The organism is Thioclava sp. 'Guangxiensis' (assembly GCF_045348365.1).
In the GTDB taxonomy this organism is placed as follows: Bacteria; Pseudomonadota; Alphaproteobacteria; order Rhodobacterales; family Rhodobacteraceae; genus Thioclava; species Thioclava kandeliae.
On record NZ_CP155823.1, the window covers coordinates 273,875 to 296,172 of the forward strand.

The window sequence follows — 22,298 nt, forward strand, 5'->3', positions numbered from 1 at the left end:
TCGGGGCTGGTGGGAAGACGGGAAGGGCGCGCGGGTTCCGACCTCCTCCTAAGGGAAACCTGATCAATGACTGACTCGAACACCTCCGTATCGGCTTGGGCCAAGGCCCTACTGATCGTTCTCGGGGTTGCATTCGCCGTCGCGGGCCTTGGCCTTGCCATCGGTGGCGGCATGCTGATCTCGCGCGGCGGCAGCTGGTACTATCTCCTCATGGGTCTGGCCGTCCTCGTTACCGGTATCGAACTGGCGCGTGGCGGCTCGAAAGGCGCACTGGTCTATACCATCGCCTTCGCCCTGACCATCCTCTGGGCTTTCTGGGAAGCCGGCGTTGATTTCTGGGCGCTGCATGCGCGTATCTTCACCTTCCTCTGCGCCTTCTTCGTGCTGATGCTGGTGCAACCGCTGGCGCTGAAACGCGCGGGCCGCAAACCGCTGACCGCGCCCAATCTGGGTGTGGCCGTGGTCGCGCTGATCGCGATCATCGGTCTGGTCTGGGGCATGTTCCAGCCGCATGGCATCCATAATTCGGTGGCCGCGACCGGTCAGGTGCCGGTGACAGATGCTACCCGTCAGCTCGACTGGTCCAGCTATGGTTCGGATGGCAACGAGGACCGCTTCGCGTCACTCGACCAGATCAACCGCGACAACGTGAAAGACCTGCAGGTTGCGTGGACCTTCCGTACCGGTGAAATCCCCAATAGCCCCAATGGTGGTGGTCTGGAAGACCAGAACACGCCCTTGCAGATCGGGGACCAGATCTATCTGTGCACCGCCTCCAATACCGTGATTTCGGTCAATGTCGATACGGGTGAGGAAAACTGGCGCCACGAATTCCCGACCGATACCCGCACCTGGGTGCGCTGCCGTGGCCTGGGCTATTTCGACGCCACCGCGCCGATCCAGCAGCCGACCGCACCGAACGCGACGCAGATTCTGCCGGCCGTTCTGCCGGAGGGGGCCACCAACTGCCAGCGCCGCATCGTGATGAACACGATCGACGCGGTTCTGGTGGCGCTTGATGCCGATACGGGCGCGCTCTGCGAGGGCTTCGGCACCGAGGGTAAGGTCGATCTGAAGCAGGGTCTGGGCGCGGCACAGGGCCCGCTCTACTCGCTGACCTCGCCGCCGGTGATCGCGGGCACGACCATCGTGGTCGGGGGCCGTGTGGCCGATAACGTCGCCATCGACATGCCGGGCGGTGTGATGCGTGGCTTCGACGTCATGACGGGTGCGATGCGTTGGGCCTTTGACCCGGGTGCCAAGGGACAGACCATCGAAGGGCCGATGACGGATGAAACCGCCTTCACCCGTTCGACCCCCAACGTCTGGGCGCCGATGACCTATGATGCGTCCTCGAACACCGTCTTTATGCCGGTGGGCAATGCCGCAATCGACCTCTGGGGTGTGGAACGCACGCCGGAAGACGAGAAATACGGCGCCTCCATGCTGGCGCTCGATGCGACCACCGGTGCCGAGAAATGGGTCTATCAGACCGTCCATCACGACCTGTGGGATTTCGACGTGCCGATGCAGCCGACGCTGATCGACTTCAAGGGCACGCCCGCGCTGACCTTCGGGACCAAAGCGGGCCAGATCTGGGTGCTTGACCGTGCAACCGGCAAGCCGCTGACCGATGTCACCACCAAAACCGTGAAGGGCGCAGGCATCCCCGACGAGCCCTATGCGCTGGAACAGCCAGTGTCTTCGGGCATGCCGCAGATCGGGGCGCAGACCCTGACCGAGGCCGATATGTGGGGCGCTACCCCCTTCGACCAGCTGATGTGCCGCTATATCTTTAAGGGCTATCGCTACGAGGGTCTCTTTACCGCGCCGGGCACCGATTATTCGCTGTCTTTCCCGGGATCGCTGGGTGGCATGAACTGGGGCGGCGTCTCCTATGATCCGACCGCAGACACTATGTATATCAACGACATGCGTCTGGGTCTCTGGGTCCATATGGAGCCGCAGGAACGTCAGGCGGCGGCGTCGAACGGCTCGGAAGCCGTGAATGCGGGCATGGGTGCCGTGCCGCTCAAGGGCACTCCCTATTCGGTGATGAAGAACCGCTTCCTCTCGCCTCTGGGGATTCCGTGTCAGGAGCCGCCCTTCGGTTCGCTCACCTCGGTCGATATGAAGACCCAGAAAGTGAACTGGGAAGTGCCGCTGGGCACCGTCAAGGACACCGTGCTCTTCGGGATGAAGATGGGCATGCCCATGCCCATCGGCATGCCGACCATCGGTGGCTCACTGACGACCCAAGGCGGCCTCGTGTTCTTTGCCGCCACGCAGGATTACTATCTGCGCGCATTTGACAGCGCGACGGGTAAGGAAATCTGGAAAGCCCGTATGCCCGTTGGCAGCCAGGGAACCCCGATCTCCTATGTCTCGCCCGAGACCGGCAAGCAATATATCCTCATCTCGGCCGGTGGCGCACGCCAGTCGCCTGACCGCGGGGATTATGTGATCGCCTACGCGCTGCCCGATCAGAAGTGATCCGACAGCATCCACAAACAAGCGGCGCGGGGGCAACCTCGCGCCGTTTTTATTGCCCATGTCACGCGGCGCTTTATCTTCGCGCCATCCGGCGCTAAACGGGAGCAAACATAAGGGAGAGGTCCATGGCCGACGATCTGATCAACAGCTTCATGAATGTGCCGGATGACAATGGCCGGTTCGGAATTTTCGGCGGGCGCTTCGTGTCCGAGACGCTGATGCCGCTGATCCTCGATCTCGAGGCCGAATACGAGCGTGCCAAGGTGGACCCGACCTTCTGGGCCGAGATGGACGATCTGTGGAAGAATTACGTTGGCCGCCCGTCGCCTCTCTATTTCGCGCCCCGCATGACCGAAGAGCTGGGCGGCGCGAAGATCTACCTCAAACGCGACGAGCTGAACCATACCGGCGCGCATAAGATCAACAACGTGCTGGGCCAGATCCTTCTGGCGCGCCGCATGGGCAAGACCCGTATTATTGCGGAAACGGGTGCCGGTCAGCATGGTGTGGCAACGGCCACGGTCTGCGCCAAATTCGGCCTGAAATGCGTCGTTTACATGGGCGCGACCGATGTCGAGCGTCAGGCACCCAACGTCTTCCGTATGCGTCTTCTGGGGGCCGAAGTGGTCCCCGTCACCTCGGGCCGCGGCACGCTGAAAGACGCGATGAACGATGCACTGCGCGACTGGGTGACCAATGTGCGCGACACGTTCTATTGCATTGGCACCGTCGCTGGCCCGCATCCCTATCCCGCGATGGTACGCGATTTCCAGTCCATCATCGGTAAGGAAGTGCGTTGGCAACTGCCCGAGCAGGAGGGCGAGGGCCGTCTGCCCGATACCGTGATCGCGGCCATTGGCGGTGGCTCGAACGCGATGGGCCTGTTCTACCCCTTCCTTGATGACGCATCGGTCAATATCATCGGCGTCGAGGCCGGTGGCCATGGCGTTGACGAGAAGATGGAGCATTGCGCCTCGCTCACCGGCGGACGTCCGGGCGTGCTGCATGGCAACCGCACCTATCTTTTGCAGGATGATGATGGCCAGATCCTCGAGGGCCATTCGATCTCGGCAGGGCTGGACTATCCGGGCATCGGTCCGGAACATGCCTGGCTGCATGATATCGGCCGCGCGAAATATGTCTCGATCACCGACAAGGAGGCGCTCGAGGCGTTCCAGTTCTCCTGCCGGACCGAAGGGATCATCCCCGCACTTGAGCCCAGCCACGCTTTGGGTCATGTGATCAAGCTCGCACCGACCCTGCCCAAGGACCATATCATCGTGATGAATATGTGCGGGCGTGGCGATAAGGACATCTTCGCCGTGGCGAAACATCTGGGCTTCGATATCCAGACCGACCGCTGATCAAGACGGGGCCCGCGTGGCCCCGTCGCTTTATGTAAAGCGCGGAGGAGATAGCGATGCATCCACGATTTTCTTCTGCTATCGAGGAACTGCATCCGTCTTTTGAACGACTGATGGCGATGCAGCCCCTGCGGGGTGTCGCCCCGTCTCATCAGGGTACGCCGCGCAGTGGTGTTTACCTATTCAGCGAAGCCGATCGTCCGCTATATGTTGGGCGCTCGAACCGTATATCGTATCGATATCGTCTTCATTGCGGGCCAGCTGCACGCCATAACCAAGCTTCTTTTGCATGGAAATTGATGGCTGAATCGGTCGGGCACAAAGCCAGCTACCGCAAAGGCGAAGGTCGTGCGGATCTGATCTTGCGGCCCGATTATGCAGAGGCCTTCAGCGCGGCGAAGGCCCGTATACGGGCAATGGACTTCCGCTTTGTCGAAGAAACGGACCAGACGCGTCAGGCGCTTCTCGAGGCTTATGCCTGTATCGCGCTTGACACTCCCTATAATGATTTCGGCACCTATTAAATGGCTGAGCCGATCAAGATTTCTTCTTTTTCTTCAGCGCCTTTTCGGGATCGGCTGCTGTGACTTTGGACAGCATCTCGGGGTCGAGTGCGGTCAGCTTGCGCAGCCAGGCGTTCATCTGTGCAGCAACCCCGGCAAGTTCCGGCAGGCGCATATCCTCGCCTGAAGCGGCAGTCAGTGCTTCGGCCAGCGGCTCGAAGGTCTTGCGCTGGCGCTCGATCATCATCTTGCGCAGAAGCGCCCAAGGATCAGCATCGGCCACATAGAAATCCCTGCGCGAACCGGGGCTACGGGCCTGCTGAACCAGCCCGATCTCGCGCAGCTCCTTCAGCGCGGTCGAGACATTGGAGCGCGAGATCCCGAGCATGGTCACCAGATCCTCCGCCGAAGGGTTCTGCGCCGCGCGCCAGATTGCGCCCAGACAGAGCGCCGCAGGACGGCTGAGCCCCAACTGGGCGGCATTCTCGGACAGGATACGCGCCAGCGGCGGCAAGGTTGTCATTTCGGGGATCCGTTCATTCCAGATAGCTACGCAGCCCTGCCAGAACCGCCTGTTCGGCGGCTCCTTCGGTGGCGGCGACACCCTGTAGCGACAATGCATGACTCAGCGCGGTTGCGAAAGGCCCGAAGGCCAGAACCTGCTGCCCGAGCCACCATGGTTTGGTATCGCACAGCTCGGCGCCGATCAGCGCGCCCAGCAGGCTTTGCGCCTTGGGCATGGGCTGCGCCAGCTCGCGCATCAGTCGCTCGGGGCGGGCACGGGTCTCGGAGAGTGCGGTCTCGAACGCGGCATCGGGGGGCAGGGGGTGGCCCCCGCCAAGCGCCGCGAAAAGCCGTCCCGTCGCGGTGCGGGTGATCGAAACCACCTCTTCCGCCGAGATCTGCGCCCAGAGCGTGGTCTCTCCGGTGATGGCGACAACCCCGTCGAATTGCGGACGCGCTTTCAGAAGGCCAGCAATCAGCGCGACCTCGCGCGGCGTGACCTCGCAGGCGGGATGGTCCTGCACCAGCTTGGGGAGGAGCCGCAACTGATGGGCCGGTCCCTCGGGCCGCGCGGGTTTGCACGGGATGCGCAGCACCGCCCCCTCCGCGCCCGCAAGCGCCGCCCGCTCGGCCCCGAGCCGGTCCATTTCCTGCGCGATCACCGTTTGCGCATCGGCACCGTCGAGCGCCCTGATCCGCGGTGTCTGGGCCTGATCGTCCCAAAGATGTAGTCGGGCGCCATCCAATGCGCCCGCCAGCCATGCCGTCATACCGTCCTCCTTGATCCTGCCCTAGAAAACATGGGCAGGACGCGGGGGCAAGGCCTTACTCCGCCACGAGGCAATCGCTCAGCTTATCCGCCAGATCCGACATCAGGGTGGCATAGAGATCCGGACCGTAATTGAGCGAGCTGCCCGACGGGTCGAGCGCACCACCAAGCTTCACATCCGTGCCATCAAGCAGGATCTGGATCTGCTTGGGGTCATGCTGCGCTTCGGGGAAGGCGCAGGTGATATGACCTGCGGCAAAGGCGTCGTGCAACTCCTGCAGATGCGCGGCCCCCGAGGTTGCGGCATCACCCGCATTGACGCTGCCCGCGATTTCGAGCCCGTAATGCTGGGCCAGATAGCCATAAGCGGCATGAAAAACGACAAAGGGTTTGTCTTTGGCGGGCGCAAGCTGGTTGGCCAGATCCGCATCAAGCTCTTTGAGCCTTGCGATCGCCGCCTTGGCATTGGCGGCATAGGTCTGGGCGTTTTCGGGGTCCTGTTCAGACAGGTCCTTGGCGATGATATCCAGCCAGATCTCGGCATTATCGGGGTTCAGCCACGCATGGGGATCGAGGCCGGAATGATGGTGATGCTCTTCCCCGTGTTCGTCCGCATGCTCATGCTCTGCATGGGCCGCATCATGGTCGTGGTCATGGTCTTCGTGATCGTGCGCCTCGTCGCCATGCTCCGCGTCGTGATCATGCGCGTCCTCATCCGGCACCAGTTCCGGGGTTGCGAATTGCTGCTGGATCGTGCCGTCGGCATGTAGGAGCGAAATTGCGGTCGCGCTGCCCAGAGTGTCGATGGCGCGGTCCAGCCACGGGGTCAGCTCCGGCCCGATCCAGAACACCAGATCGGCATTCTGCAGGCTGCGGGCCTGACTCGGGCGCAGCTGGAAGCTATGCGGATCGGCGCCCTTGTCGAGCAGCACATCCGGCGCGCCCAGATCTCCCATGACCTGCGCCACAAGCGATTGGACGACCGGTGTGCCGGTCACGACGGCAGGGACATCGGCCTGCGCCAATGCGGGCAGGACCGTCACGGCACCAAGGGTCGCGGCCAAGCGAAGCGTCATACGGGTCATGGGTGGTTCCTTCCGGACAAACTTGTTTTCACGGGCCGTGTTGTTTATGTAATAGCCTAACAAGTCAAGCAGGAATGTGATGCTATAACATGCCCCATCCGCACAACGAGACCGCCAATGCTTTCGAGGCCCATGACCACCACCATTGCGCCGGCCATGCGATGTCGCGCGCCGAGGCGCTGGTCAGCGAGCAGAAGCTGCGCCTGACCCCCGTGCGGCGGCGGGTTCTGGAGATCCTGCTCGAGGAACATCGCGCAATGGGCGCCTATGAGGTGCTCGAGCGTCTGGCGGATGAGGGCTATGGCAAACAGCCGCCCGTGGCCTATCGGGCGCTCGATTTCCTATGTGACAGCGGGTTGGTGCACCGGATACGCAGGCTCAATGCCTTCATCGCCTGCCTGCATGCGGGCGAGGAGCATGCGCCGGTGTTCCTGATCTGCGAGAGCTGCGATGCCGTAGCCGAGGCTCCGGGCATGGCGGTGCGTGCGGAGCTGGACAGGGCGGCGGCGGGGATCGGCTTCAAGGTCGAGCGCGCCTCTCTCGAGGCGGTGGGGCTGTGCCCGCGCTGTGCCCAGAAAGCGCCCGACGATGCGGCCTGACAGTCTGATCCGCGCCGAGAATGTGGGCGTGCGGCACGGGGATGAGTTTGTCCTGCAAGCGGTTGATTTCACAATTCAACGCGGCGAGATCGTCACGGTGGTCGGGCCGAACGGCTCGGGAAAATCCACATTGGTGAAAGCGCTGATCGGGCTGGCACCGCTGGCCACAGGGCAGGTGGTAAAGGCCGCGGATCTGGTGATCGGCTATGTGCCGCAGAAGCTGCATATCGATGCGACCCTGCCGCTGACTGTGCGCCGTTTCCTGTCGTTGCCCAAACGGATCAGCAACGCGCGCGCGCAGGCCGCTCTGGCCCGCGTGGGTGTCGAGGATATCGGCAAGCGCCCGCTTTCGGGGCTCTCGGGCGGGCAGCTGCAGCGCGTTCTTCTGGCGCGGGCGCTTCTGGCCAAGCCCGATGTGCTGATCCTTGACGAGCCGACCCAGGGGCTCGACCAGCCGGGGACCGCGGCCTTCTACAGGCTGATCGAGGAGGTGCGCCGAGAGACCGGCTGTGCCGTATTGCTCGTCAGCCATGATCTGCATGTGGTGATGTCCGCCTCTGATCGGGTGATCTGCCTGAACGGGCATATCTGCTGTCAGGGCACACCCGCGATTGTCTCCGAGGCGCCCGAATACCGCGCATTGTTCGGATTGGGCACCGGCGGGGCCTTCGCGCTCTACCAGCACCATCACGATCACGACCATGATGCGGATGGGCATTGCATGGCCCATCCCGCGCATGACCACCTGACAGAGAGCAGCACATAAGATGATGGCGATTTTTGATGATTTCCTGCTGCGCTCGGTGCTGGCAGGGGTGGGGCTCTGTCTTGCCACAGGCCCTCTGGGCGCATTCGTCGTCTGGCGGCGTATGGCCTATTTCGGCGATGCGACATCGCATGCGGCGATCCTTGGTGTGGCGATCAGTCTGGGTTTCGGTATTTCGGTCTATGCCGGCACTTTGGGCATGGCGCTCTTGATGGCGCTGACCGTGGCGCGGCTCTCGGGGCGTGGCTATGCCGCCGATACCATTCTGGGCGTGCTGGCCCACGCGGCACTGGCCATAGGTCTGGTGGCGGCGTCCTTTATCAGCGGGCTGCGCGTCGATCTGTCGGCATGGCTCTTTGGCGATATCCTCGCCGTCTCGCGCATGGATCTGGCGGTCATCTGGGGCGGCAGCCTCGTGGTGCTGGGGCTTCTGGTCTGGCGCTGGCAGAACCTGCTGACCGCCACTGTCAGCGAGGCTCTGGCCAAATCCACCGGTATCGATGCCCGTAAGGAACAACTGGTCCTGACGGTCGCGCTGGCGCTGACGGTGGCAGTGGCGATCAAGATTGTAGGGGCACTCCTGATTGCTGCGCTCCTGATCATTCCGGCCGCCGCCGGGCGGCGGATTTCGCGCAGTCCCGAGTCGATGGCGCTCTTCGCGACCGGCATCGGCATGGCTTCTGTCGGGGGCGGTATCTGGGGCTCGATGACTTGGGACACCCCTGCGGGGCCCTCGATCGTAGTCAGCGGGGCGCTGTTTTTCGTGGTGATTCTGCTCTTCGGACGCCGCGACTGAGTCGTTTTTCGCGCCGAGTCGGGTAAATGCCAGACATTTGCAGCCTGTCGGAGCTCGGCGTGATCGCATGAACGTCACCGTGAGAGATCGGGTTCCCTGATTCTCGTGAAAAACTTCAGTTTTTCGAGCCTAAACAACATACTGCGCGCCTTATACCCAATGTGGTAAGGCTGGTGTGGCCGAAAACCTTAAAAAACCGTGCTAAAGTGCAACACATATCACAGTCGCGCGTGGAGGGCTTGAGATTCCCCCTTTGCAATTTCGTGAGCCTGTGCAATCGTCGCCAACGATGCTGCATTTTTGGCGGCTCTCTACGGTAATGACGGAGATTACTATGAAAAAAATCGCTACCCTCGCACTCGTCGCCGGTCTCTCGGCTTCCACCGCTTTTGCAGGCGGCTACACCGCACCGGTCGTTGAGCCGGAGCCGGTTGTTGTTGAAAAAGGTTCGTCGTCCAACGCCGCGATCCTGATCCCGGTTCTGCTGCTGGTCGGTATCGCAGTTGCTGCGGCTGACTAATCAGTTCGACTGATTTCATGGAAAACGCCGGAAAGCTCAGCTTTCCGGCGTTTTTCATTTTGGCGCAGTGTTCTAGGGGCCATCCTTTGCTTTCGCGATTGCAACCGGGATTGCTGCGGACTTAACCTGAGGCTGTGAGGCGCATCATGGCCATGGGGCCTGAACGATGCCAAGGGGGAGGTTCGTTTTGGGTAAGGTGATTACGGTCGCGCAACAAAAAGGCGGGGCAGGCAAGACGACCGTTGCGGTCAATCTGGCGATCGGACTGGTGCGTGCTGGGTATCGTGTGGCCCTTCTGGATACCGATCCGCAAGGCTCGCTTGGTCGCTGGTTCATGACACGGCGCGAGGCGTTGGAGGACCCGCAGGTGGGGTTCGGAACCTCGTCCTCTTGGGGTGTCAGCTATGAATGCGAGAAGCTGAAACGCGAATATGACGTGGTGATCGTCGACACGCCGCCCAAGGTCGATAGCGACCTGCGTCCGGCGTTGCGCGAGGCGGACGAGATCCTCGTGCCGGTGGCGGGCAGCCATGTCGATCTCTGGGCTACAGAGGGTGTGCTTGATCTTGCACGCCGCTGCGGGAAAAGCCCCCGTATCCTGCTCAACCGCGTGAAAAGCAACACCCGGCTGGGGCTGGAGGTCGCACAGGCCGCCTCCGAACTGGAGGCGCAACTGATGGGCGCGACGCTGGCCAACCGTGTGGTCTATGCCGAGACCCTGGGGCAGGGGCTGTCGGTGGTGGAGGTCAAGCGTAGCCCTGCATGGGACGAAATTACGGCTCTGCTGGAAGAGCTCAGCATCGCTTCCTGAGGCGCCCGAGCAACCACCAGCCGGTTTTCAGCAGCGCGAAGCGGTCGCGCGCCCAGGCCCGCGCATAGCTGCGGCGGCTGATGGCGGAAGGGTCGGGGCTGCTGGTGGTGACATCCAGCCCGTAACCACGTGCGATCAGCCCCGCCCGCAGGCAGTGGTAGCGGTCGCTCACCACGATTACACGCGCCTGCGCGAGATCGGGATCGAGCGCCAGCGCGTTGCCGATATTGCTGATCGTATCGGTCGAGCGCGCCTCGAGCGTGATGCGCCCGCGCGGCACGCCATGGGCGCGCAGGATCTGCGCCATGACATCGGCCTCGCTCGGAGCATGGCGCCCGAGGCCGCCGCAGCAGATGATCCGGCGCGCGGGATCCTCCCGCCAGAGCGCCAGTCCGTGCAGCACCCGCCTGCGCAGCGCGGGAGAGGCCTGTCCGCCATCCCAGACCGCGGCACCGAGAATGAGAATAACCGTATCGCCCATAGGACGGATCTAGGCACACAGACGCAAAACGTCCAGCACCTAGAATGTGGACCAGAGCGCAAGTTTCAATCTTGGCTCCTGCCCATCAGCCAGCGGCGCCACCATGCCGATCTGCAACTGGGCGCGCCGGAAGTCTTTCACCAGAGACACGGCAAGGCTGCTCGAGAGATCGTCATTATCGGGCTTGTAAAGCAGGAGTTGCCCGAACCCCATCCAGTCCTGCCGTAGATGCCACCCGACCGTCAGATCAAGCTTGGAGAAGCTCTGCGAGTGCAGGTGGCTCGGGTCGGGGAGCGTCATCGGGTCGATCCCTTCGGCAGCGGGGTCATAGGTGACAGTCTCGGGCGCGCGCATATGGCGGAACTCGGCGGCCAGCCAGCCATTCTTGCGCCAGAGCGGATCGGTGAAGCCCATCCCCCAGTTGAGCCCGACCCCATACATCTGAACGCCCTCGCCATCGAGCTTTCGCTCGCCGATCCATGTGCCAAGAGACAGCTTCTGATGCCTCTCGGGCGGCAGGAGCGGGATCTGCCATCCCAGCCAGATCTCCTCGGATTTCTCGCCACGCCCGTACTCGAGCACGAGCGTATTGCGCGCGCTTAGCCCATATTCGGCATAAAGGCTGGTCCATTGTGCCTCCCGCCCTGCGAATTCATGTCCGAAGGACAGAAAAGCGGTGCCTTTCTCGCGCATCCACGGGCCCGCGCCCGCAGGTTTCGCGAGACAGAGTGTCGTCAGACAGAGCGCAATCGTGGCAAGAAACGCGGTGTGCATTGCGAGAACCTCCCGTTCGGGCTGTCCACCCCCGCAGTCAGGGTCGCACAGACACCCCCGTTCACCAAGATTTATCTCGTTAAGGTTGTGCCCCAAGGGACTTGTATCGTTTGTCCGGCCTCTTTCCGTCGCGAATCCCATCAGAAGAAGACATCGGAAATCTCTAAAACCTAAAGGATATTTGAAGGCGGCGGTTCACCACTCCTTAAGTACGTTGCGCGATAGTCTCCGTGAAAAAGAGGAGACCAGTATGGCCGCTATCGGATATTCTTCCACCCTGACCGCAACGCAGATCCGCTCTCTGTCGAGTGATACCCTGAAGACGTGGGACAGTTCGGTAGCCTCCAGCCTGACGAAATCGCAACTAAGCGCGTTCTCGGCGACCCAGCTCTCGGCGTTGAGCGAGGAGGTCGTGTCCAATCTCAGCACCCAGCAGCTCTCCTATATCTCCTCGACGGCCATGTCGGGTATGACGCTTGCCCAGATCTCGAGTCTCTCGGACGAGCAGATGACGGGTTTCACCCGCTCGCAATTCGCCGCCATGTCGAGCGACCAGATCGCCGGCATGACCACCGACCAGATCGAGGCCCTGACACCCACGCAGCTGGCGGGTGCCACCGCCAAGCAGCTCTCCGCGATGTCCGCAGAGGCCATCGCCTCGTTCTCGACCGAGGATATCGCGGCGCTGAATTACGCCTCGGTCAGCGGGATCAGCACTGATGCGATCGAGAGCCTGTCGACCGATCAGGTCGCCTCTTTCGGCGCGACCCAACTCCGTGCGATGAAACCCGCGCAGATCGCGGCCCTCAGTGCCGAGCAATGGGCCGCGATGGATCCGGCCCGGATGAGCGCGCTGACCGCATCACAGCTGCGCTCCGTCTCGACAGAAATCCTTGCAGGCTTCAGCACCGACCAGATCGCCAATATCTCCGCCAGCGCAATCACCGGCCTGAGCAGTGACCAGTTTTCCAATCTGACGACCGACCAGATCGGCGCGCTGACCGCAGGGCAGGTGGCCACCCTCAGCAGTACACAGATCGGCGCGCTTGGCGTCAACGCGACGTCGCTGTCGACCAACGCGCTGAAAGCAATCAAGACTACCTCCATCTCGGGGTTGAAAACGGATGCGGTCTCGGCGCTGACCGCCGAGCAGATGGGCAGCTTCAAATCCGCCCAGATCGCGGCCATGAGCACCACGCAGGTCGCGTCCTTCACCACCGATCAGGTGGCCTCGATGCCCACGAGCTTCATCAAGAGCCTGTCGAGCAAGCAGATCAGCGCTTTGCCGCAAGACAGCATCGCCGTGATGTCCACAAGTCAGGTCGCCTCCATTGCGAGCGGCTCGATTTCCGGCCTGAAGACCTCACAGATCGGGGTCATGAGCACGGAGCAGATCCAGTCGCTGACGATCACGCAGATCTCGAAGCTGAGCGCCTCTCAGGTTGCGGCCATCCCCTCCGAGACCCTGTCCGCGCTCTCCACGAGCGCCATCGCGTCGATCAAATCGACCTCGCTGACGAGCCTTTCCGAGGACCAGCTCCAGTCCCTGACCACCGACCAGATCCAGTCCCTGACCTCGAAGCAGATCGCAGCTCTGCACACGACGCAGATCTCGAGCCTCGCGACCGAGCAGATCGGCGCGCTCGGCAGTTCGCAGATCGCGGCGCTGGGGGCAAAGCAGGTGGCAGCACTCTCGACAGAGGCCGTCTCCGCTCTGAGCGCGGAACAGTTCTCCGGCGTCGCTCTGGGGGCGATCAGCGGCCTGACCAGCGCCCAGATGCAGGTCGTGAGCACGGATCAACTCGAATCACTTAGCAACTCGCAGTTAAAGAAACTGACGTCGGCGCAGGTCGCCAATATCTCGACGGACACCCTTGCAGCGCTGTCCACCGACAGCTTCGCCGCTCTGTCCAATGTCGCGATTGCGGGCCTCAGCACCGATCAGGTTGCGGCCCTCAGCACTGATCACATCTCCGCGTTGACCGCGGCGCAGACGGCGGCGATGAAATCGACCCAGATCGCCGCGCTCACCGGTGATCAGGTCGCGGCACTGGGCGAGACCCAGGTCGCGGCGTTGACCGGCACGCAGGTCGGGGCGCTTTCGGCGGAAATGATCGGCCAGCTGAGCGGAACCCAGATCGCGGCTTTGTCGGCAAAAGGAATTGCTGGGCTTAGCGTGGAGCAGATCGAGGCGCTGTCTACCGACCAGCTGGCGGCCTTTACCGAGACGCAGCTCTCGAAGCTGACTGCGACCCAGACCGCGGCTCTCTCGACAGAGGCAGTGCAATCCCTTGGCGCCGATGCGCTCTCGTCGATCAGCGCGGCCGGGATTTCGGGTCTGTCCACCGAAGCGATCGCGAGCCTTGATGAGACCCAGCTTGGCGCCCTGAGCACGACCCAGATCAAAGGGTTGAAAACCACCCAGATCGCGGCACTCAGCACCGCCCAGATCGCCGCGCTGTCGGAAGACCAGATCGGTGCCCTGACCTCTGGTCAGATCGCCGCGCTGGACGAGGATGTGGTGCAGGCGCTTTCGGCAGACCAGATTGCCGCGATCAGCGCCTCGGCGATCGCCGGTTTCACGGCGGACCAGATCGAGGGGCTGAACGAGACGCAGGTCAAGGCGCTGACCAGCAGTCAGCTTGCGGCCATCAGCGCCACGCAGGTCGCGGCCTTGAGCGGTGAGAGCCTCGCGGCGCTATCGCCTGAGACAATTTCGTCCATCAAGGCCGCATCGCTTGCGGGGATGTCCACCGATCAGCTGCAATCGCTGACCGGCGAGCAGGTCGAAGCGTTGACCACCAAGCAGGTCGCGGCACTGAAAGCCACCCATATCGCGGCCCTATCGGCCAGCCAGATCGAGGCGCTGACCGCCGACCAGATTGAGGCGCTTTCTGCCACCCAGATGGGTGCGTTTACCGCCGAAGGGTTGTCAGGCTTCAGCACCGACCAGATTGCGGCGATCGATTCCGCTGCCGTATCGGGGCTTACGGCGGATCAGGTCGAGGCTCTATCCATCGACCAGATTGCAGCCTTCAGCGACGATCAGGTCGCGGCTTTTACCGCAACCCAGGCGGGTGCGCTGACGGCAGGCATGATCGAGGCGATGTCGGATGATGCGATCGGCGGGTTGAGCGCCGCCGCGATCACCGCCCTTTCGACCGATGCGATCGAGGCCTTCGACAGTGCCAAGATGGATGCACTGACCACAACCCAGATCGGTGCCTTGACCGCCAAGCAGGTCGCTGCCCTGTCAAGCGCACAGGTTTCCGCGCTGTCGACGACGCAGATGGCCGCTTTTGGCGCGATTCAGGCATCGGGGCTAACGGAAGAAGTTGTGGGCTCGCTGAGCATCGAGCAGGTGGGCGCCTTGAGCGCGGCCGCAATAGGGGGGTTGGGAGAGGATCAGATTGCCGCGCTGGAGGATTCAAGCATTCTGGCCCTCACGACGACACAGATCTCTGGCCTGACAGCCGATCAGGTGAGCGCGATCAGCGACGGTGCTTTACAGCAGTTCTCTGCCGACCAGATCGAGGCGCTGAGTGCGAGCGCGATCTCAGGCATCAACACGGATGCGATTGCGCTGTTCAGCCAGAGCCAGATGGACAGTCTTAGCGCCACGCAGATTGCAGGGCTCAAATCGGCACAGCTGAATGCGATGCGTGACGACCAGATCAGCGGGCTGAGCACAACCCAAATTGCCGCGCTGACCTCGACGCAAATTGGCGGAATGGATGCCTCGGCGTTTGACCCGTTGACGGCGGACCAGATCGAAGCACTGAGTACCAGCGCGATCTCTGGGCTGACTGCCACGCAGATCTCGGGTCTTGAGGCGGACCAGATCGAGGGGTTGACCGAAACCCAGATTGCAGCAATGAGTGCCAGCCAGATCGGTGCCATCAGCTCCGAAGGTTTCGCGACATTCGATAGCGACAAGATCGCTGCGATCAGCAGCACGGCCTTCTCGGGTATTCCCGCAAGCACGATCTCGGCGCTGTCCTCCGACGAGATCGAGAACCTGACGACTGCACATATTTCGGCCATGAGCGCAAAACAGGTGGCTGCACTCACCGAGACGCAGATTCCGCAAATGTCGGACGAGCAGCTGGCGGCGTTCAGCTCGACCCAGCTTGATGATCTGTCCCTCTCGGCGCTCGCCGCAATCTCCACTGATCAGATCGGGGCGCTCAAGGCGACCGCAGTGGCCGGATTTACCACGACCCAGATCACGTCTTTGAGCACCGCGCAGTTTGATGCCTTCACGGCCGAGCAGCTTGCCAATCTCACGGCCACCCAGATGTCTGCACTGACATCAGACCAGCTTGGCACGCTGTCGAGTGAGGATATCGCATCGATTTCGGCAAGTGCTATCTCGGGATTGCCGACAAGCGTGATTGCTAGTTTCGATAACGAGCAGATCGGCGCCCTCACTTCGGCGCAGATCGGCGGGCTGAGTTTCTATCAGGTTGCGGGGCTCGGAACCGATCAGGTCGCGGCACTCGAGACAACCCAGATCTCGGCTCTGAACGCACTTCAGATCGCAGCACTCGGGACAGAGAAGACCGCTGCATTGAGCACCGCTCAGATTGCAGCCATCGATCCTTCGGCCATCGCCGGGCTGTCGACCAAGCAGATTGCCAATCTCACTTCGGAGCAGGCAGAAGCTCTGACACCGGAGCAGGTGGCCGAACTCAGCGCAGAACAGGTCGCGGCTTTCAAAAACACCGCCTTAGCGACATTCTCGACAGATGATGTCTCGTCGATCAGCACCGACGGGCTTGCGGGCCTTTCTGCAACCAATCTTGCAGCTTTATCCTATACGCAGCTGCAATCCTTCACAAATACGCAACTGGATGCGTTCAGCTCCAGTCAGATTGCCGATGTCGCTGCGGCCTATAAGGCTCTGGTTTAAGATGTAAGAAGCCTGTATTCGGGTCCTGAACGGGGCCGAATACAGGCCGCTTTCGAGGCCCCGGCCACCGCCACGGTATTTGCTGGTAACCGAAGTTATGTAATTTAACTCGAGAAATTTCAGGCATTGATCCATACGCCGTTTATGTGGCACATCACTTGACGACAAACGGATGAAGGCAAATGCCGATGATGCTGAAGCGGCTGCGCGGGGCGATGCCCTATATCGTTACAGCGGCCTTGTTCACTTTAGGTGCCTTCGCGCTTTACCGACTCCTGTCACATGTCAGCATGGCCGAGGTCGGACACCTGATCCGCGCCACACCCAAATCACATATCCTGCTGGCGCTTCTATGCACGGTCGGTGGCTATGCGGCGCTTGCGGGATATGACTGGTCGGCTTTACGGTTTATTGGCCGCAAGCTTCCGCTGCCTATCGTGTTGGCCGGAAGCTTTCTTGGCTATTCGATCGGTAATACAGTCGGCGCCGGTCCCGTGACGGGTGGTGCCGTGCGCTATCGCATCTATTCCGCCATGGGGCTCTCGGCCTTCGACATTGCGGGGATTTCGCTCTTCTGCTCACTCTCCTTCGGGATTGGTGCTACATTGCTCGGGCTCGGCGCCTTGGCATGGCACCCGCATGCACTCGGTGCGGTGATTGCCGTGCCGGCGCACTGGATCCGCTGGGGCGCTATCGCCTTCGTGCTGTTCTCGCTGGTCATTCTGACCATCATGGCATGGCGCAGATCCGGTGTGAATCTGCGGGGCATATCGCTTCAGATGCCCGGACCGGCACTGTCCCTCGGTCAGTTTTTCTTCACGGCTGCAGAGACAATCCTTTCGGCAGCCACACTCTATATCCTGCTGCCCGCGGACCAGATCGGCTTCGCCACTTTCCTTGCGGTCTTCTCGGCGGCAGTCATGGCGGGCGTGCTTTCCCATGTGCCGGGCGGAGTGGGGGTTTTCGAGACGGTCATCGTGGCAGCCCTGCCCCATGCCATCCCGCCACAGGAGATCGCGGCGGGCCTGCTTCTTTACCGCTTCATCTATTATATCCTTCCCTTCACGCTCGCCCTCGCGATGTTGGCGCTTGGCGAACTCCGCTTTGTCCGGCACAAGATCACAGGGCCGCTGGTGCCGCTTTTTCAGGTAGGTCGTGCGCTGACGCCGCTGGCAATCTCTGCCATGACCTTTGTGATTGGCGGGGTGTTGATGATCTTGCCTCTCCTGCCACCCGCCGCGCCAATGGTCGATGATTTGGCCAATATGCTGCCGCGGATCTTCCTCGAAGGTGGCGTATTGATTTCAAGCGCGATCGGCGCCTGTCTCGTGGTGCTGGCACATGGGCTACTCCGCCGCCTATCGGGCGCTTGGTGGATGACACAGGCGGCCTTGCTGGTGGCGCTGCTGGCCAGCCTGCCCCATCGCGGTCATTATGGTCCGTCGCTGGTGCTCGTGGCGGCCTGCGCCATCCTGCTGGCCACGCGGAGGGAGTTCCACCGCCGCACGCGGCTCACGCAGGATATTCTGGGGCCCCGCTGGTGCATCCTGATGTTCTGCCTTGCCCTTACACTCGTGATGACCCTGTTCCTTGCCCATGAAAGCGGCGCCGCCGGGGGCGACAGATGGTGGGACTGGGCGACCGTCCCAGAAGCCGCACGCGCCTTGCGTGCCGCTTTCATCAGTTTTCTCGTTATGGCGCTGCTGGTCGTTGGCTATGCCCTCAGACCTGGCCGCCTGCAGCATGGTTTACCTGGCCGTAGCGAACTCGCACGTGCTGCCGAGATCATCGACGGCCAAGCGGACCCCAAAGCCAATATCGCATTAAGTAATGATAAATACTTAATGTTTTCAGATAGCTTTAATAGTTTCTTAATGTATCGCATTCAGAGGGGGAGCTGGGTGGCGTTACACGAACCCGTGGGTCCTGAAGACGAGATATCGGGATTGCTTTGGGCCTTCCAGGACGCGGCCCATGCAGCAGGGGCGCAACCTCTTTTCTACGGGGTGCGTGAAAACTCCGCGCCGCGCTGGCCGGATATGGGGCTTGCGATGCACAGGCTGGGGGAAGAGGCCGTCCTGCCCCTTTCCCGCTTCGACCTAGAGGCGGAGCGTTATCATGGATTGCGTGAGGCTTATCACCGCGCCTGCGCCAGCGGCCTCTCGTTCGAGATCGTCAGCCCGCCCCATTCCCCCGAGCGCCTTGCCCGGTTGCGGGAGATTTCTGATGCCTGGGGCGCGTGCCGCGTCAGCCTCGGAAAGCGGTTCTCGGTTGGGTATTTCTCCTCGGATTACCTCAACAGGATGCCGCTTGCGCTTGTCTCGTCGGGCGGCAGGATCGTGGGCTTTGCCGTGTTCTGGACGACTTCGGCCAGATCGCGCGCCTCGGTCGATCTGATCCGCTATCTTCCCGAATACGATGGCGATTTCACGACCTTCCTGCTGACGGGCCTCTGTCTCCATTGCAAGGCCGAAGGATATCAGAGTGTCCTTCTCGGTACCGTGGCCCTGTCGGGGCTTGAGACGCCGCGCGGTGTGCGCCTGTCCAACCGGCTCGGCGCATTCATCGCCCGTCATGGCGTTTCATTCGAGGAAATGGCTCGCCTGCGCCAGCGTCTGGAGCAGTTCTCTCCTGATTGGGAGCCGCTTTTCCTTGCGCTCCCGCCCCGTGCCAATGCCAAAACGACCGCCACCGATCTTCTGGCTCTGATCAACGGGCCGCATCCGGAGTGAACGCCGGATAGAATAAGGGCCACCGGATCGCTCCGGTGACCCTCGTCGCGCGGTGGTCAGTCCTTGATCGAACCGATCTCGTCCTTGCGCTCGTGGATACCGGCCTTGACCTTGCGCCCCACGATGATCGGCATTGCGAAACCGATGAGCGCGATCACCCAAAGCGCGATCGAGAGAGGGCTGTCGATCAGGGTGAACCAGTTGCCATTGTCGATTTCCACGGCACGGCGCAGGTTATTTTCCATCGCATTTCCCAGAAGCGTGCCGAGGATGATCGGGACCAGCGGGATGTCGAGCTTGCGCAGGATCCAGCCTGCCACGCCGAAGCCGATCATTACCAGAAGGTCGAAACTGGAGCCGGAGATCCCGTAGATCCCCACGAAGGACACCATAGCCACAACCGGCATCAGGACCTTTGGCGGGATCAGCAGCAGACGGGTGAACAGGCCCACCATCGGGATATTCAGTGCAAGAAGCATGAAGTTCGCGATGAAGAGCGCAGCGATCAGGCCCCAGACGACATCGGGATTGTTGGCAAATAGTAGCGGACCCGGGGTGATGTTGAGCGACAGAAGCACGGCCAGAAGCACGGCGGTCGTCCCCGAGCCGGGCACACCCAGCGCCAGCATCGGCACCAGCGCACCACCGGCTGCGGCATTGTTGCCAGCCTCGGGCGCTGCCACACCGCGCGGATCGCCTTTACCGAACGTCTTGTTCTTATCCGACATCCGCTTTTCGAGCGAATAGGCAAGGAAGGAGCCCAGCGAGGCACCCGCCCCCGGCAGAACGCCCGCGAGGAAGCCCAGGAAGGTCGAGCGCAGCATGGTCGGGGTGGTTTCCTTGACCATCTTCATCGGCGGCAGGATGCGACCGATTTTCAGGGCTTTGCCTTTTGCATCCGAACCACCGTGACGCTCTTCGAGGAAGATGAACACTTCCGAAAGTGCGAAAAGACCCACGATTGCCACGAGAAAATCGAGCCCGTCATAGAGATGGACCTCGCCGAAGGTAAAGCGCGGCACACCCGTTTGGGTATCCACGCCGATCATGGCAAGGCCAAGGCCTAGGGCCGCGGCAAAAGCGGATTTCGCCTGATTGGTCGAGCTGACACCACCGAGCGTCATGAAGGCCAGCGCGAAGAGCGCGAAATATTCGGCAGGGCCGAACAGCAGCGCGATCTTCACCAGCTGCGGTGCCAGCACGATGAGGCCCCATGTTGCGAAGAAAGAGCCCACGAAGGAGGCGATGCCCGAAATCGAGAGTGCCTCGCCCGCCATGCCTTTCTTGGCCATCGGGTGTCCGTCGAGACAGGTCATCATCGCAGGCTCGTCGCCCGGGATATTCAGCAAGATGGACGAGATCCGCCCGCCATACATCGCCCCGTAATAGACCGAGGTCAGCAGGATCAGCGAGGGCGTGGCCCCGAGGCCCAGCGTGAAGGCCAGCGGGATCAGGATCGCCACGCCATTCGACGGGCCAAGACCGGGTAGCGCGCCCATGATCGTGCCGAGGAAGCAGCCCATCAGCGCAAGCGCGAGGTTCTGCCATGTGAGAGCGACTGCAAAACCGTCGCCGAGTTGGGAAAGAAGATCCATAGGTGGCTCCTCAGAAACCGAGCGGGCCGCGCGCGAGCGACAGGCCGAGCACAAGATGGAAGATCACATAGATACCGACCGAGGTTCCGATCCCCGTGAGCACGGCCCAGAGGATCGCATTGCCAAGACGCCAACTGAGATAGGCAGCTGCAAAAGCGGTGGCAAAGACGAAACCGATGACCGGCAGCAACTCGGCATAGAGCACCATGACAACGACAGCGGCGGCAATCTCGGCGATACGCGCGAAGTTCGGCCATGCCGGATCGGGATCGGGCTTGAACGCGATGACGGCGCTCGAGATGCCGAGGATCGCGGCAATGATCAGCGGGAAGGCCTTGGGGCCTACGACATCCGACAGGAAGCTTTCCTCGATCAGGGTTGCCGAATAGGCAAAGCCGATCGCCAGAAGCAGGCCGAAGATGCCGAAGATGCGGTCACTCATGACGATCTCCTTGCAAACAGACATGAATTGGGAGACGGGCGCCGCGTGGAAGCGGCGCCCGGGAGGACAGGGTCGGAAACGACCCTGGGAGGATTACTTGATGATCCCGATCTTGCGCGAGATCTCCTGGATCTCGGCGACGTTCTCTTTGACGAACGCGTCGAACTCCGCGCCTTGCAGATCGAGCGGTGCGATGCCGTTGGCTTCCATCGTGGTTTTCCACTCGTCGGAGGCATACATCTCACCGACTTTTTTCACCCAGCCGTTATAGGCCTCGTCCGACATGCCACCCGGTGCGTAGAACCCGCGCCAGTTGGCACCGATCGCATCCACGCCCTGCTCTTTCGCGGTGGGATAATCGGCAAATTCGCCTTCCAGACGCTCGGGAGCCAGCACGGCGATCACGCGGATATCGCCTGATTCGACGAAGCCCTTGGCCTCGGAAAGATCGCCGGTGAAGGCTTGGACCGATCCTGCCAGAAGCTGGGTCACAGCCTCGCCACCGCCATCGAAGGCGATATATTTGACCTTGCGGACATCCTCGATGCCATAGGCATCGGCCGCGATCAGCACCTTGAGGTGATCCCAGCCGCCCACAGCAGAACCACCGGCAACCGAAATGCTGCGCGGATCTTCTTTTATCATATCAAGAAGTTGCGGCAGGTCTTTGATGTCGCTATTTTTGGCCACAGCGATCACGCCGTAATCGGCACCGATCGAGCCGACCCAGCGGACCTGATCGACGGTATTGCCCGGATAGGCGCCCTGCGCCAGACGGGTCGCGGTGGCCGAAGAGGCTGCAGTGATCAGGTCATCCGAGGTCGCGCGTTTGTTGACGACTTCGGCAAAGGCCACACCACCGCCGCCACCGGCGAGGTTGACGACCTGCATGGTCTTGTTGATCAGGCCCAGATCCTGCAGGGTCTTGCCGACCTGACGGCAGGTGAAGTCCCAGCCGCCGCCCGGATTTGCGGGGGCGATGCATTCGGGGGCTTCGGGTTGGAAGTCCTGTGCGCCAGCGGCGAAAGTCGATGCACCGAGCACGGCGGCAGCAAGGGTCAGGCGGGTTGCCTTAAACATATGATTTCCTCCAGATTCCTATGCGGGCAGGCCCTCCAGCCCGGTCATCCGCATTCCCCGTGAGTCTGCGCT

General features: G+C 61.8%; 18 protein-coding genes. 10 read left to right on the forward strand and 8 right to left on the reverse strand.

The window, feature by feature from the left end; genetic code table 11:
• The first annotated feature begins 66 nt into the window (after window positions 1-66).
• The 3 genes from ABEB22_RS14780 (at window position 67) to ABEB22_RS14790 (ending at window position 4,381) form a co-directional block, all read left to right on the forward strand.
• Window positions 67-2,493: a membrane-bound PQQ-dependent dehydrogenase, glucose/quinate/shikimate family gene (locus ABEB22_RS14780; protein WP_349295732.1), complete on the forward strand. Its 2,427-nt coding sequence runs from the start codon at window positions 67-69 to the stop codon at window positions 2,491-2,493.
• A gap of 125 nt (window positions 2,494-2,618) precedes the next feature.
• Window positions 2,619-3,857, forward strand: a complete 1,239-nt coding sequence (gene trpB, locus ABEB22_RS14785; protein ID WP_339115014.1) for a tryptophan synthase subunit beta — start codon at window positions 2,619-2,621, stop codon at window positions 3,855-3,857.
• Between the two features lie 299 nt (window positions 3,858-4,156).
• Complete coding sequence (locus tag ABEB22_RS14790) at window positions 4,157-4,381, forward strand: hypothetical protein (RefSeq protein ID WP_339115015.1); 225 nt, start codon at window positions 4,157-4,159, stop codon at window positions 4,379-4,381.
• Window positions 4,382-4,394: 13 nt separating this feature from the next.
• Here ABEB22_RS14790 and ABEB22_RS14795 read toward each other — a convergent pair whose 3' ends face one another.
• Genes ABEB22_RS14795 through ABEB22_RS14805 form a run of 3 tightly spaced genes read right to left on the reverse strand, consistent with a single transcriptional unit; the run spans window position 4,395 to window position 6,718 of the window.
• Window positions 4,395-4,883 carry a MarR family transcriptional regulator gene (locus ABEB22_RS14795; RefSeq protein ID WP_339115016.1) on the reverse strand — a complete coding sequence of 163 codons (489 nt, stop codon included), beginning with the start codon at window positions 4,881-4,883 and terminating at the stop codon, window positions 4,395-4,397.
• Between the two features lie 13 nt (window positions 4,884-4,896).
• Window positions 4,897-5,634 (reverse strand): 2-dehydro-3-deoxygalactonokinase, encoded by a 738-nt coding sequence (locus ABEB22_RS14800; protein ID WP_339115017.1) that lies wholly within the window; start codon window positions 5,632-5,634, stop codon window positions 4,897-4,899.
• A 55-nt stretch (window positions 5,635-5,689) separates the two neighbouring features.
• Complete coding sequence (locus tag ABEB22_RS14805) at window positions 5,690-6,718, reverse strand: metal ABC transporter solute-binding protein, Zn/Mn family (RefSeq protein ID WP_349295733.1); 1,029 nt, start codon at window positions 6,716-6,718, stop codon at window positions 5,690-5,692.
• An 89-nt stretch (window positions 6,719-6,807) separates the two neighbouring features.
• Between ABEB22_RS14805 and ABEB22_RS14810 the strand changes: the two genes are divergently transcribed.
• The 5 genes from ABEB22_RS14810 to parA all read left to right on the forward strand — a co-directional run bounded on the left by ABEB22_RS14810 (window position 6,808) and on the right by parA (window position 10,210).
• A complete protein-coding gene (locus ABEB22_RS14810; RefSeq protein WP_339115019.1) occupies window positions 6,808-7,317 on the forward strand; it encodes a Fur family transcriptional regulator in 510 nt (169 codons plus the stop codon).
• Window positions 7,307-8,083, forward strand: a complete 777-nt coding sequence (locus ABEB22_RS14815) for a metal ABC transporter ATP-binding protein (protein WP_339115020.1) — start codon at window positions 7,307-7,309, stop codon at window positions 8,081-8,083. The genes ABEB22_RS14810 and ABEB22_RS14815 overlap by 11 nt, the downstream gene beginning before the upstream one ends.
• 10 nt (window positions 8,084-8,093) lie before the next feature.
• Window positions 8,094-8,879 carry a metal ABC transporter permease gene (locus tag ABEB22_RS14820; protein WP_339115105.1) on the forward strand — a complete coding sequence of 262 codons (786 nt, stop codon included), beginning with the start codon at window positions 8,094-8,096 and terminating at the stop codon, window positions 8,877-8,879.
• Window positions 8,880-9,213: 334 nt separating this feature from the next.
• Window positions 9,214-9,399 (forward strand): hypothetical protein, encoded by a 186-nt coding sequence (locus ABEB22_RS14825; protein ID WP_339115021.1) that lies wholly within the window; start codon window positions 9,214-9,216, stop codon window positions 9,397-9,399.
• Between the two features lie 187 nt (window positions 9,400-9,586).
• A complete protein-coding gene (parA, locus tag ABEB22_RS14830) occupies window positions 9,587-10,210 on the forward strand; it encodes a ParA family partition ATPase (protein WP_339115022.1) in 624 nt (207 codons plus the stop codon).
• Here parA and ABEB22_RS14835 read toward each other — a convergent pair.
• Together ABEB22_RS14835 and ABEB22_RS14840 are read right to left on the reverse strand one after the other, a co-directional pair.
• Window positions 10,194-10,691 (reverse strand): YdcF family protein, encoded by a 498-nt coding sequence (locus tag ABEB22_RS14835; RefSeq protein ID WP_339115023.1) that lies wholly within the window; start codon window positions 10,689-10,691, stop codon window positions 10,194-10,196. The two genes, parA and ABEB22_RS14835, sit on opposite strands and share 17 nt — an antisense overlap.
• Before the next feature lie 39 nt (window positions 10,692-10,730).
• Window positions 10,731-11,465: a hypothetical protein gene (locus ABEB22_RS14840; protein WP_349295734.1), complete on the reverse strand. Its 735-nt coding sequence runs from the start codon at window positions 11,463-11,465 to the stop codon at window positions 10,731-10,733.
• 250 nt (window positions 11,466-11,715) lie between these two features.
• Between ABEB22_RS14840 and ABEB22_RS14845 the strand changes: the two genes are divergently transcribed.
• Together ABEB22_RS14845 and mprF are read left to right on the forward strand one after the other, a co-directional pair.
• Entirely contained in the window at window positions 11,716-16,377 is a 4,662-nt protein-coding gene (locus ABEB22_RS14845; protein WP_349295735.1) for a hypothetical protein, read from the forward strand.
• Window positions 16,378-16,559: 182 nt separating this feature from the next.
• Window positions 16,560-19,109: a bifunctional lysylphosphatidylglycerol flippase/synthetase MprF gene (mprF, locus tag ABEB22_RS14850; protein WP_349295736.1), complete on the forward strand. Its 2,550-nt coding sequence runs from the start codon at window positions 16,560-16,562 to the stop codon at window positions 19,107-19,109.
• A gap of 56 nt (window positions 19,110-19,165) precedes the next feature.
• On the opposite strand, the gene ABEB22_RS14855 is transcribed toward mprF, so the two are convergent.
• The 3 genes from ABEB22_RS14855 to ABEB22_RS14865 form a co-directional block, all read right to left on the reverse strand.
• Window positions 19,166-20,704, reverse strand: a complete 1,539-nt coding sequence (locus ABEB22_RS14855) for a tripartite tricarboxylate transporter permease (protein WP_349295737.1) — start codon at window positions 20,702-20,704, stop codon at window positions 19,166-19,168.
• 10 nt (window positions 20,705-20,714) lie between these two features.
• Window positions 20,715-21,146, reverse strand: a complete 432-nt coding sequence (locus ABEB22_RS14860; protein WP_339115028.1) for a tripartite tricarboxylate transporter TctB family protein — start codon at window positions 21,144-21,146, stop codon at window positions 20,715-20,717.
• Between the two features lie 93 nt (window positions 21,147-21,239).
• Window positions 21,240-22,226 (reverse strand): tripartite tricarboxylate transporter substrate-binding protein, encoded by a 987-nt coding sequence (locus ABEB22_RS14865; protein WP_339115029.1) that lies wholly within the window; start codon window positions 22,224-22,226, stop codon window positions 21,240-21,242.
• Between the last annotated feature and the right edge of the window lie 72 nt (window positions 22,227-22,298).

Coding starts and splice junctions, on each gene's coding strand:
- ABEB22_RS14790 (WP_339115015.1), top strand. CDS start 4,157: ATGGCTGAATCGGTCGGGCACAAAGCCAGCTACCGCAAAGGCGAAGGT.
- ABEB22_RS14855 (WP_349295737.1), bottom strand. CDS start 20,704: ATGGATCTTCTTTCCCAACTCGGCGACGGTTTTGCAGTCGCTCTCACA.
- mprF (WP_349295736.1), top strand. CDS start 16,560: ATGCCGATGATGCTGAAGCGGCTGCGCGGGGCGATGCCCTATATCGTT.
- ABEB22_RS14840 (WP_349295734.1), bottom strand. CDS start 11,465: ATGCACACCGCGTTTCTTGCCACGATTGCGCTCTGTCTGACGACACTC.
- ABEB22_RS14860 (WP_339115028.1), bottom strand. CDS start 21,146: ATGAGTGACCGCATCTTCGGCATCTTCGGCCTGCTTCTGGCGATCGGC.
- ABEB22_RS14835 (WP_339115023.1), bottom strand. CDS start 10,691: ATGGGCGATACGGTTATTCTCATTCTCGGTGCCGCGGTCTGGGATGGC.
- ABEB22_RS14780 (WP_349295732.1), top strand. CDS start 67: ATGACTGACTCGAACACCTCCGTATCGGCTTGGGCCAAGGCCCTACTG.
- ABEB22_RS14795 (WP_339115016.1), bottom strand. CDS start 4,883: ATGACAACCTTGCCGCCGCTGGCGCGTATCCTGTCCGAGAATGCCGCC.
- ABEB22_RS14800 (WP_339115017.1), bottom strand. CDS start 5,634: ATGACGGCATGGCTGGCGGGCGCATTGGATGGCGCCCGACTACATCTT.
- ABEB22_RS14810 (WP_339115019.1), top strand. CDS start 6,808: ATGCCCCATCCGCACAACGAGACCGCCAATGCTTTCGAGGCCCATGAC.
- ABEB22_RS14825 (WP_339115021.1), top strand. CDS start 9,214: ATGAAAAAAATCGCTACCCTCGCACTCGTCGCCGGTCTCTCGGCTTCC.
- ABEB22_RS14845 (WP_349295735.1), top strand. CDS start 11,716: ATGGCCGCTATCGGATATTCTTCCACCCTGACCGCAACGCAGATCCGC.
- ABEB22_RS14865 (WP_339115029.1), bottom strand. CDS start 22,226: ATGTTTAAGGCAACCCGCCTGACCCTTGCTGCCGCCGTGCTCGGTGCA.
- ABEB22_RS14815 (WP_339115020.1), top strand. CDS start 7,307: ATGCGGCCTGACAGTCTGATCCGCGCCGAGAATGTGGGCGTGCGGCAC.
- ABEB22_RS14805 (WP_349295733.1), bottom strand. CDS start 6,718: ATGACCCGTATGACGCTTCGCTTGGCCGCGACCCTTGGTGCCGTGACG.
- trpB (WP_339115014.1), top strand. CDS start 2,619: ATGGCCGACGATCTGATCAACAGCTTCATGAATGTGCCGGATGACAAT.